The following is a 10,720-nucleotide window of genomic DNA, read 5'->3' on the forward strand; positions in this document are numbered from 1 at the left end:
TCATCGCATGCTAATCGGTGTAAGAAGCGTAGGTTCGTATGTAAGCCGGCAATGTAGCTTTGCTCAAGTGCGTGCTGTAGTTTACGTAGCGCATCGTCTCGGTCTGAGCCATGGACAATGAGCTTGGCGATCATAGGATCGTAAAAGGGGCTGATGCTGTCCCCTTGCAAAATGCCACTGTCTACCCGCACGGGGCTAAGGCAGAAACTTTGGTGTTCAGGGAATACTAAAGTGTGGATTTGACCAATAGAGGGCAAAAACTGATTGTCTGGGTTTTCTGCGTAAATACGGGCTTCAAAAGCATGACCATGAATATGGAGTTCATCTTGCGAGGCGGGCAAGGTTTGGCCGGCGGCAACGCGAAGCTGCCATTCTACCAAGTCAAAACCTGTGATTTGTTCTGTGATGGGGTGTTCAACCTGCAGGCGAGTATTCATCTCCATAAAATAAAAATCATCGCCTTCGCAGATAAATTCTACGGTACCCGCTCCGACATAGTTCACTGCTTGAGCGGCGGCAACGGCTGCGGCTCCCATGGCGGCACGTCGTTCTGGGGTCATGCCGGGGGCGGGGGCTTCCTCGATGACCTTTTGATGGCGACGCTGGACGGAGCAGTCCCGCTCAAATAAATGAACGGTATTGCCGTGGGTATCTGCAAAAATTTGGATTTCAATATGGCGCGGTTTTTGTAGGTAGCGCTCAATGAGAACATGATCGTCACTGAAACTGCTTTTTGCTTCGCGTTTACAAGAAGACAAGGCTTCTAGGAACTGATCGCTCGAGGTCACAATGCGCATGCCTTTACCACCACCGCCGGCACTGGCTTTAATTAGCACGGGGTAGCCCATCGCGTCAGCTTGTTGGTGTAAAAAGGCGGCATCTTGGTTATCACCGTGATAGCCCGGTACTAAAGGCACATTGGCTTGCTCCATGAGCTGTTTGGCGGCCGATTTGTTTCCCATTGCCGTGATAGCATCTGGCTTTGGGCCAATAAAAACTAGACCATTGTCGGCACAAGCCTGAGCAAATTCCGTGTTTTCAGCTAAAAAGCCATAGCCTGGGTGAATGGCTTGGGCACCGGTACGTTTAGCGGCGTCAATAATTGCGGCAATATTCAGATAGCTTTTTTGTGGTTCTGCCTCGCCAATGCAAATGGCCTCGTCCCCGGATTTGACATGCAATGCCTCGGCGTCCGCTGTGGAATACACCATGACCGTGCGTATGCCTAAGCGGCGGCAAGTAGCGGCAATACGACAAGCAATTTCACCACGGTTAGCAATTAAAATAGTATCAAACATGGTTTACTCCCTATTACATACGGAACACACCGAAGCGTGTATCTTCGATGGGGGCGTTGAGTGCGGCGGACAGCGCCAGCGCAAGAACACGGCGCGTTTGTGCCGGTTCAATGATGCCATCGTCCCAGAGACGAGCCGAGGCATAGTAGGGGTGCCCTTCGTGTTCGTATTGTTCGCGTATAGGGGCTTTGAAGGCTTCTTCTTCGTCGGCAGACCAGTCTTTACCCGTTTTTTCTAGGTTGTCGCGACGCACCGTAGCTAATACGCTAGCGGCTTGCTCGCCCCCCATGACGGAAATGCGGGCGTTAGGCCACATAAAGAGCATGCGTGGATTAAAAGCACGGCCACACATACCGTAGTTACCGGCTCCAAACGAGCCCCCTATAATGACGGTGAGCTTAGGTACCGAAGCGGTAGATACAGCGGTAACCATTTTGGCACCGTGGCGGGCGATGCCTTCGTTTTCGTATTTGCGCCCCACCATAAAACCACTGATATTTTGTAAAAAAATCAATGGGATTTTGCGTTGGCAGCATAGCTCAATGAAATGCGTTCCTTTTTGCGCGGCTTCGGAAAACAAAATGCCATTATTGGCAATGATGCCAACAGGCATGCCATGCAGATGCGCAAAGCCTGTGACCAGCGTGGTGCCAAAACGGGCTTTAAACTCTTCGAATTTGGAGCCATCGACTAAACGTGCGATGACCTCTCTGACATCGTAGGGCTTGCGGGTGTCGTTAGGGATAATGCCGTTGAGCTCTTCAGGGTCGTAAAGGGGCTCCTCTACGGGTCGCAGTGGCCAGGGATAGGTTTTTTGATGGGTAAGGCGCCCAACGGCTTGGCGTGCCAGTTGCAACGCATGATCATCGTTTTCTGCCAAGTGGTCGGCGACCCCTGATAAACGGGTGTGTACATCGCCCCCACCGAGATCTTCGGCGCTGACCTCTTCGCCTGTGGCGGCTTTGACTAAAGGCGGCCCAGCTAAAAAAATCGTGCCTTGGTTGCGCACAATAATGGACTCATCGCTCATGGCGGGTACATAGGCGCCCCCTGCTGTACATGAACCCATGACGGCGGCGATTTGGGCAATGCCTTGGGCAGACATTTGGGCTTGGTTATAAAAAATTCGACCAAAGTGATCACGGTCGGGAAAGACCTCGTCTTGGTTGGGCAAGTTGGCCCCACCTGAGTCCACCAAATACACGCAGGGTAAGCGATTTTGTTGGGCGATTTCTTGAGCTCGCACGTGTTTTTTAACAGTCATGGGGTAATAGGTTCCCCCTTTGACGGTGGCATCATTACATACAATCATGCACTCAATGCCGTTAATACGACCTATGCCCGTGATAATGCCGGCACCGGGTGCCTCGTTGTTATAGAGGTTATAGGCGGCAAGAGGAGAAAGTTCTAAAAACGGGGAGCCTGGGTCTAAAAGCCGCTCTACCCGTTCACGAGGTAAGAGTTTGCCGCGGTCCAAATGGCGCTGGCGCGCGGATTCGCTGCCGCCTTGGGCAAGCTGTTGGCGTATTTTACGTAAATCTTGAATCAGATCCGCCATCGAAGCGGCGTTTTCCTGAAAGCCCGCCGAACGAGGCTGTACTTTAGTTTTGATAATTGTCATGTCTGTGCTGCCACCTAATATCGTTATGTTTTGGCCGACAGGCCCAAGGGCCTGCCGGGTCTCCTACACAGAAAAGGCGAGTGTGACGCTTAGTCTACGAGCTCTACTGCCATAGCTACGGCTTCGCCGCCACCAATACATAAAGTGGCAATACCGCGTTTACCGCCTTTTTGTTTGAGGGCATGGATCAACGTCGTCACAATGCGCGCACCCGAGGCACCAATGGGGTGACCCAGAGCAGTAGCGCCACCATAAACGTTAACTTTTTCATGAGGAATGTTGAGGTCTTTCATGGCGGCCATCGTAACAACGGCAAACGCCTCGTTGATCTCAAATAAGTCAACGTCTTCGATTTTCCAACCTGTTTTATCAAGCAGTTTTTGCACCGCACCTACAGGGGCGGTGGTGAACCACTCGGGTTCGTGTGCGTGTTGAGTATGCGCAACGATGCGAGCAAGAGGCTGGGCACCAAGCTCTTTGGCGGTGGACTCACGCATGAGTACCATCGCGGCAGCGCCATCAGAAATGGAAGAAGCATTTGCGGCAGTGATGGTGCCGTCTTTTTTGAACGCGGGGCGTAAGCTAGGAATTTTGTCAGGCATAGCGCGAGTAGGCGCTTCGTCTGTATCCACAACGGTTTCACCTTTACGCCCTTTAATGGTGACGGGAGCGATTTCAGCTTTAAAGCTGCCGTCTTCTGTTGCCGCGCGCGCGCGACGTAAGGACTCAAGCGCAAAAGCATCTTGTTCTTCGCGTGTAAACGTGTATTTCTCGGCACAACGCTCTGCCAGCACACCCATAGCAATGCCTTCGTAAGCATCCTCAAGGCCATCTAGCGCCATGTGGTCATATACTTTGTCATGACCATAACGGTACCCAGTGCGTGCTTTAAGTAAGAGATAAGGGGCGTTGGACATGCTCTCTTGACCACCGGCAACGACGACGTTGGCGCTACCGACTTTGAGCAAGTCGTGACCTAACATGGCGGCTTTCATGCCGGAGCCGCAAACTTTATGAATAGTAGTGCAAGGTGCGTTACTGGGCAGACCAGCGCCAATAGCGGCTTGGCGAGCAGGAGCTTGACCCTGACCGGCTTGAAGCACGTTGCCCATGATGACCTCATCAACTTGGTCTGGGTTGACTCCAGCACGCTCTAGGGCGGCCTTGATGGCCACAGAGCCGAGCTCATGGGCAGCCAAGGAGGATAGGCTGCCAGTCATTGCGCCCATGGGGGTACGCGCTGCAGAAACAATGACAACATGATCAGACATAATTTGACTCCTAATGCGGTATAACCGTAGTGGGGTTTGCTACCCGACGATGGGGTAAGCGTTTTGATAAATCGTAAGGATAGATATTTTCTAGGCGGCCTTGGGCGACACGATCGCGGCAGGCGTTCCACCAGTCGGCATTGAGTAGCTCAGCGTGGTATTTCATAAACGCCTCGCGAATACGACGATCCCCTAGTAGAAACCAACGAAATTCTTCCGGGAAAACGTCATTAGGACCAATGGGATACCAAGGTTCGCTGGCTAACTCGGCTTCCTCGTTAGGTGCCGGAGGAATATGGCGGAAATTCATTTCTGTCATGGTTTGAATTTCGTCATAGTCATAAAACACTAAACGCCCTAATCGAGTTAAACCAAAGTTTTTATACAACATATCCCCTGGGAAAATGTTGTTGGCTGCTAGTTCGCGAATAGCCTCACCGTATTGCTTCACTGCCATTTCTAAAGCCGTACCAGAAGCACGACTTAGGTATATATTAAGCGGTAACATGCGCCGTTCGATATAGACATGACGCAATACAATCAGATCCCCAGTTTCTTCGATTTGGCTGGGGACTTCTTGGCGCAGTTCTTCCAGTAGCTCTGGTGAAAAGCGACGTTTAGGTAGTGCTACTTGAGAGTATTCCCAAGTGTCCGCCATACGACCAGCCCTATCGTGTTTTTTCACTAATAGGTAGCGGCTTTTAACTGTTGCATGGTCCATACCATCCTTAGCAATAGTATCGCGTATCATTTTGAATACATAAGGGTAAGAAGGCAGGGTAAATACCGTCATCACCATTCCTTTAATCCCTGGTGCAAGCTGAAATAGATCGCTGGAGTGCCCAAGATGGTGTAAAAAATCGCGATAAAAGAGGTTTTTCCCCTGTTTTTGTAGGCCAATAGCGTTGTAAAACTCGGCGGCGGATTTACGTGGTAAGAGCGACTGTAAAAAATGGACGTAAGCAGAGGGCACTTCCATGTCCACCAAAAAATACGCGCGCGTAAAGCTAAACAATGTACTTAAGTCATCGGCGCTGTCGAGCAAGGCATCGATTTCTATGTGATGGCTGGGGGTATGCGTTAAGGCAATGGCAAAAGGGTGGATGGTGGTATGGTTAATGAATCGTCCAACGATATATGCGCCTTTGTTGCGAAAGAAAAGCGTGTTTAGGACCTGAATCTGACAGTCTGGTCCAATACGCAAGCCAGGGTCGCGGGGTAAGCGCTGGCGCAGAACATGAATCGCTCGCCGTGCCAAAAGGCGTACATCAGAGGGTAGGTCTGCAAATGGTGAAGCCAACCCAAAATCCGTGATCATTTGTGTTAGTGCGGGGATTAGACCTGTATCTAGTGGGTAGTAAGAACGATACGAAGGCAGAGCACTGTCAATGTATTCGGTGGCGATTGCTGGGCGAACAAAGAGAAAATCGTTATTGAAGTACGTGCGCGATAACACACGACATGAAACGGAATTAAAGAAAGTTTCTGCACATTCTGGTTGTTTATGACCAGCAAGCGAGTGCGCAAATTCGCGTTTGACTTGCTGCCAGAACTGCTGCTGTTCGGGGCTGAGCTCCTGTTCATTGGAGGAGGGGGTCAGCGCGGTGTTTTTTAAAACGGGCCCGAGCAGCGCTGCACATTCGCGCACGCGCATATCGTAATATTCAATGCGCTCGCGCGAGAGCTGCTGGATGCCATGCCAATGAGCCGATTCGAATAGGACTTTGGCACGTTGTGCACTATAACGGAACAGAGAATAGTGGCGATTAAAACCTTGTAAGATCATGCTTGCCACGTGCTCGGGGCTAGGCATAGGTCGCTGTGCGGGTTCTATAATCGAGTGGTCTGAAGCAAAAGGCATGGCATTCATAGCAAGTTTAAAGGTTAAGCGGTTTCATTAAAGAGTTCACGACCAATTAACATACGACGAATCTCGCTGGTTCCGGCGCCAATTTCATAAAGTTTGGCATCGCGCCAAAGGCGTCCTGTGGGGAACTCGTTGATGTAGCCATTTCCTCCTAGGATTTGAATGGCTTCGCCTGCCATCCATGTGGCTTTTTCTGCGCTAAATAAAATCGCTGCGGCGCAGTCTTTGCGTACGGTGCGCGAGTGGTTTTCGCCAAGCGCATCTAAGTGTTTAGCAACGCTATAACAGAGTGCACGACTGGCTTGGTGGGTGGTATAGAGGTCTGCGATTTTGCCTTGAATAAGCTGGAACTCACCAATGGCCTGACCAAACTGTTTGCGCTCATGCACATAGGGCATCACTACATCCATGACGGCTTGCATGATGCCTAGTGGGCCACCCGCCAGCACGGCACGTTCGTAATCCAAGCCACTCATCAGGACTTTTACCCCACCATTGACCTCGCCTAATACGTTTTCTTTGGGAACGCGGCAATCTGTGAAAACGAGCTCGCCAGTGTGGCTCCCACGCATACCGAGCTTATCTAGTTTTTGAGCTACAGAAAAACCAGGGAAGTCTTTTTCGATAATAAAGGCGGTGATGCCTCGTTGGTGGGCGGCGGGGTCGGTTTTGGCATAGACGATTAAGGTATCGGCATCCGGACCATTAGTAATCCACATTTTGTGGCCATTGAGTAAGTAATGGTCCCCTTTGTCTTCGGCGCGTAGGCGCATGCTGACCACATCAGAGCCGGCACCGGTTTCGCTCATTGCTAGCGCCCCGATTTGGCTACCATCGACAAGCCCTGGCAAGTATTTGGCTTTTTGCTCAGCGGTGCCGTTTCTAAAGAGCTGGTTAACACATAGATTCGAGTGGGCGCCATAAGACAGACCAACCGAAGCACTGGCTCGGGAGATTTCTTCCATGGCAATCATATGTGCCAAATAGCCCATGTCAGCGCCACCGTATTCTTCGGAGACGGTCAGCCCTAATACACCTAGTTCGCCCAGTTTGGGCCATAGATCCATAGGAAACTGATCACTTTCGTCGATTTGTTGAGCCAGGGGAGCGATCTCGTTCTCAGCAAAGTGGCGAACGGTATCGCGTAGCATAGTGAGCTCTTCGCTGAGATCAAAGTTTAATCCGGGTAAGTTCATCGTTTGTCTCCAACCAAAAGTACTGCGAGCTAAAAGAAAAGAGGGCACAAGAAACGATAGGTATTATGTTGCCCCGTTTGTGTGGCAGCGTTGTGATTTTTCCGCAAGCAGCCGATCACAGTTTTGCTGTTGTATTTCAATTTCTGCTAAGGTTTGTTGTAGGTCTTTGAGTTGACTTTGGAGTTTGTTTTTGTAGTGATTAAGTACTTTTTGATAGTGTATGAGTTGTGCTTGCGTGCTACCAGGGCCATCATACATATCAATCAGACTACGAATATCAGCCAAACTAAACCCCATTCGCTTACCGCGTAGCGCTAGTTTTAAGCGGGTGCGGTCTCGAGGGTGGTAGAGTCGTTGTAGGCCGACTCGCTCTGGGCTTAAGATGCCATGATCCTCGTAATAGCGCAGGGTACGCGGCGTAATATCGAATTCTTTAGCCAGATCAGAAATAGACCATGTTTTTTGTGACATAGCGACTAAAATTAGTTGACGTTAACGTAAACTACCATGGCAAACCATAACAGACAAGCAGGGAGAACACGGAGATGCAGACAAACAAAAATGGACTGATCTATCCATGGCAGGATTTTTTGCCCCCAGCCGCTACCATGCAAGCAGTGGCAAAGGGCGTGTATTGGATACGGTTGCCTTTACCTTTTGCTTTAGACCATATTAATGTATGGCTCTTAGAAGATGAAATCGAAGGTCAAAAAGGGTGGACACTAGTGGACACCGGAGTGGCGCGGCCCGAAGTGCAAGCTTTGTGGGAGCAACTGTTTGAGTCGGTGTTTAATGGGTTGCCTTTACTGCGTATTATTGCCACCCATATGCACCCGGATCATGTGGGCTTAGCGGGTTGGTTGGCAGAAAAATGGCAGGTGCCTTTATGGATGAGCCTGAGTGATTATGCCTTAGCGTGCTTATGGGTTAACCCCGCTTCTTCCGAGCAGATGGGCGCTTCGGGAGGGCGCGCCGCTGCGGCGCATTTTGCACGGCATGGTTTGGTCGACCCCGCCGCTCAAGAGCAAATAGCACAGCGTAGTCGCTACTATCCAAGTCTGGTTATGACACCCCCACGTGACTTTAGACGTTTGCTTGATGGGCAATGCGTCATGATAGGTGGGCGTTCATGGCGATGTATTGCTGGATATGGTCATGCGCCAGAGCATATGGCACTGTATTGTGATAGTGAGCAGGTGTTGATTGCAGGTGATATGGTTTTACCTACGATTTCTACCAATGTGAGTGTCTTTGATTATGAGCCCGAGGCGAATCCACTGGCGTTGTATTTGGATTCTTTAGAACGGTATTTGGATTTGCCGGAACAGACGTTGGTGCTGCCTTCGCATGGAAGACCGTTTCAGGGGTTACATTGGCGTATCGCACAGCTAAAACAACATCATCAGGATCGCTTGGCCGAGACCTTAGCGGCCTGTAGGCAAGCAGGCGGGTGTAGTGCGGCGCAGCTGGTCCCTATTTTATTTAAACGTCAGCTTGATATGCATCAGCTCACTTTTGCGATGGGAGAAGCCATTGCACATTTGCATTTATTGTATTTTGCTGGGCAGGTGAAGCGAGCCGTGAATGATCAGGGCGTTTATCAATTTTATTCGGTTTAGGAACACATTATGAAGCCACACCTTCACACCTTTTTACAACACGCTGGGCAAGCCGATTTCGATGATAAAACGGGAGCGGCGCCCGTAGCAATGCCACCGGTACGTACAAGTACAGTACGTTTTAAAACGCTGTCGCATTTAGATCAGGCAATTGCGGCGCGACAAGCGGGTGAGCGAGCGGTCATTTATGGGCGTGGGGGTATGGACACGCATCGGGCGCTCGAGGATGTGTTTTGTGAGCTCGAAGGCGGTACTCAGGCATTTTTGGTGCCATCGGGGATGGCAGCAATTAGTTTAGCCATGCTGAGTTTTTTAAGTCAGGGCGATCATGTGGTGGTAGCTGACTGTGCTTATGCGCCGGTACGTACTTTGGATAAAAATGTCTTAGAGCGCATGGGGGTGAGCGTTAGTTATTGTGCGCCCACGCCCCAAGCCTGCCAAGCTGCGATTCAGCCGAACACCAAAGTGCTGTATGTGGAGTCGCCTGGGTCGTTGCTTATGCAGATGCTTGATATGCCGGCTTTAGCTGCTGTGGCTCAGGCGCATGATCTGATTTTGATGACGGATAATACTTGGGGCTCAGGCTTGATTTATCAGCCGCTGGCTTTGGGTGCAGATGTATCTATTATCGCTGGAACCAAATATATTGGTGGACACTCGGATTTGATGCTTGGTGCTGTAGTAGCAAAAAATTCTGCACATGCCCAGCAGATTGAGGCTTGTCATTATGCGTTGGGATTTTCTGTGAGTGCGGACGATGTATGGTTAGCTTTGCGTGGGGTGCGAACCCTGCCGTTACGTATGCAGCAAAGCGCAGCAAGTGCTTTACAAGTGTGTGAGTTTTTAGCGAGCTGGCCTGAGGTTTCCGCTATTTATCATCCTGCGTGGCCACATGATCCACAGCATGCTTTATGGCAACGTGATGCATTCGGCTCAAATGGTTTATTGGCATTTAGTTTGCGGGTAGATATGCCAGCCGCACGTCGTTTTGTTGATGCTTTGCGTTTATTTGGGATTGGGTTTTCATGGGGGGGCTTTGAAAGTCTTGTTCAGTTGGTGGAGCCAGCGGCTTTAGCGAATCATTCGTACTGGAATCCGGAAAATGGGTTCTTGATTCGCCTACATATTGGCCTAGAGCAGGTAGAGGATTTGGTGGCAGATCTTGCACAGGCGCGTCAGCAACTAGAAAGCATCTAAAAAAACGTCCTTGCTATACGCAAGGACGTCATAATAAGGGGGTGAGAGTGCAACCTGCGAGCCCCTGAAAACAGCTATTGTGCTTGCTTTAGTAGGGCGTCAGCCACTTGTATGGTTTCTTCGTAGCCGTTCGTGAAAGCCGGTGAGGTGACGTATTTGCCCCCGATCGCTAGGCTAGGGGTACCCTGGATTTGATAGAGACGAATGAGATCATTAGCACGATTGGCTTTGGTTTGGGTACCAAAAGAATCAAAAGCATTATCAAAATCTTTTTCGTTGATGCCTTGATCTGCTGCCCATTTACGTATGGCTTTTTTATCAAATAGCGCGCGTTTTTCTTGGTGGATTGCCGCAAAGAGCTTAGGGTGTAAGTCTAAGCGATCAAGCGCCTCAAAAACAAAGTAGGTGCGCTGCAAGTCTGCCATACCTGCGTTAAAAGCCACCGGGACGCGTTTTAATACCACTTTTTCATCAAAACCCTGTGACCACTTTTCGACCATGGGTTCCATGACGGCACAATGTGGGCAGCTATACGCAAAGAACTCAAGCACCTCGGTTTTATTTAGGCTATCCGCTGGTATGGCTTGGCCTAGGGTGATGTAAGAGTTAGGGGCGGGCTCTTGAGCCGTAACAGCAGGGCTAATAAGTACG

9 protein-coding genes are annotated in these 10,720 nt (G+C 50.3%); 2 read left to right on the top strand and 7 right to left on the bottom strand.

Annotation, left to right across the window (positions count from 1 at the left end; all coding sequences use genetic code 11):
- From Q1V74_RS00040 to Q1V74_RS00065, 6 genes are all read right to left on the bottom strand, one after another.
- Positions 1 to 1,298, bottom strand: a 1,298-nt coding sequence (locus Q1V74_RS00040) for an acetyl-CoA carboxylase biotin carboxylase subunit (RefSeq protein WP_300646488.1), incomplete at its 3' end; no start/stop codon positions are given.
- Positions 1,299 to 1,311: 13 nt separating this feature from the next.
- Entirely contained in the window at positions 1,312 to 2,919 is a 1,608-nt protein-coding gene (locus tag Q1V74_RS00045; RefSeq protein ID WP_300646490.1) for a carboxyl transferase domain-containing protein, read from the bottom strand.
- Positions 2,920 to 3,008: 89 nt separating this feature from the next.
- Positions 3,009 to 4,190: an acetyl-CoA C-acyltransferase gene (locus Q1V74_RS00050; RefSeq protein WP_300646491.1), complete on the bottom strand. Its 1,182-nt coding sequence runs from the start codon at positions 4,188 to 4,190 to the stop codon at positions 3,009 to 3,011.
- A 10-nt stretch (positions 4,191 to 4,200) separates the two neighbouring features.
- Positions 4,201 to 6,051, bottom strand: a complete 1,851-nt coding sequence (gene aceK / locus Q1V74_RS00055; protein WP_300646495.1) for a bifunctional isocitrate dehydrogenase kinase/phosphatase — start codon at positions 6,049 to 6,051, stop codon at positions 4,201 to 4,203.
- A 23-nt stretch (positions 6,052 to 6,074) separates the two neighbouring features.
- Positions 6,075 to 7,253, bottom strand: coding sequence for an isovaleryl-CoA dehydrogenase (locus Q1V74_RS00060; protein WP_260650990.1), 1,179 nt, complete (start codon positions 7,251 to 7,253; stop codon positions 6,075 to 6,077).
- Between the two features lie 63 nt (positions 7,254 to 7,316).
- The gene (locus tag Q1V74_RS00065) at positions 7,317 to 7,724 is read right to left on the bottom strand and encodes a MerR family DNA-binding transcriptional regulator (RefSeq protein ID WP_300646492.1); all 408 of its coding nucleotides are present in this window, start codon (positions 7,722 to 7,724) and stop codon (positions 7,317 to 7,319) included.
- Between the two features lie 74 nt (positions 7,725 to 7,798).
- Here Q1V74_RS00065 and Q1V74_RS00070 point away from each other — a divergent pair, with 74 nt between their 5' ends.
- Positions 7,799 to 8,872 carry an MBL fold metallo-hydrolase gene (locus Q1V74_RS00070; protein ID WP_300646493.1) on the top strand — a complete coding sequence of 358 codons (1,074 nt, stop codon included), beginning with the start codon at positions 7,799 to 7,801 and terminating at the stop codon, positions 8,870 to 8,872.
- A 9-nt stretch (positions 8,873 to 8,881) separates the two neighbouring features.
- Positions 8,882 to 10,069 carry a cystathionine beta-lyase gene (gene metC / locus Q1V74_RS00075; RefSeq protein WP_300646494.1) on the top strand — a complete coding sequence of 396 codons (1,188 nt, stop codon included), beginning with the start codon at positions 8,882 to 8,884 and terminating at the stop codon, positions 10,067 to 10,069.
- A gap of 74 nt (positions 10,070 to 10,143) precedes the next feature.
- Here the strand turns inward: metC and Q1V74_RS00080 are convergent.
- The coding region (locus Q1V74_RS00080) for a thiol:disulfide interchange protein DsbA/DsbL (RefSeq protein ID WP_366524586.1) at positions 10,144 to 10,720 on the bottom strand (577 nt) is incomplete at its 5' end.

Origin of the sequence: Paenalcaligenes sp., assembly GCF_030152715.1 — a bacterium.
Taxonomy (GTDB): domain Bacteria; phylum Pseudomonadota; class Gammaproteobacteria; order Burkholderiales; family Burkholderiaceae_B; genus Paenalcaligenes; species Paenalcaligenes hermetiae.

What these genes read in the sequence shown, in the direction of transcription:
- Q1V74_RS00045 (WP_300646490.1), bottom strand. Translation starts at nt 2,919, where the DNA reads ATGACAATTATCAAAACTAAAGTACAGCCTCGTTCGGCGGGCTTTCAG.
- Q1V74_RS00050 (WP_300646491.1), bottom strand. Translation starts at nt 4,190, where the DNA reads ATGTCTGATCATGTTGTCATTGTTTCTGCAGCGCGTACCCCCATGGGC.
- aceK (WP_300646495.1), bottom strand. Translation starts at nt 6,051, where the DNA reads ATGCCTTTTGCTTCAGACCACTCGATTATAGAACCCGCACAGCGACCT.
- Q1V74_RS00060 (WP_260650990.1), bottom strand. Translation starts at nt 7,253, where the DNA reads ATGAACTTACCCGGATTAAACTTTGATCTCAGCGAAGAGCTCACTATG.
- Q1V74_RS00065 (WP_300646492.1), bottom strand. Translation starts at nt 7,724, where the DNA reads ATGTCACAAAAAACATGGTCTATTTCTGATCTGGCTAAAGAATTCGAT.
- Q1V74_RS00070 (WP_300646493.1), top strand. Translation starts at nt 7,799, where the DNA reads ATGCAGACAAACAAAAATGGACTGATCTATCCATGGCAGGATTTTTTG.
- metC (WP_300646494.1), top strand. Translation starts at nt 8,882, where the DNA reads ATGAAGCCACACCTTCACACCTTTTTACAACACGCTGGGCAAGCCGAT.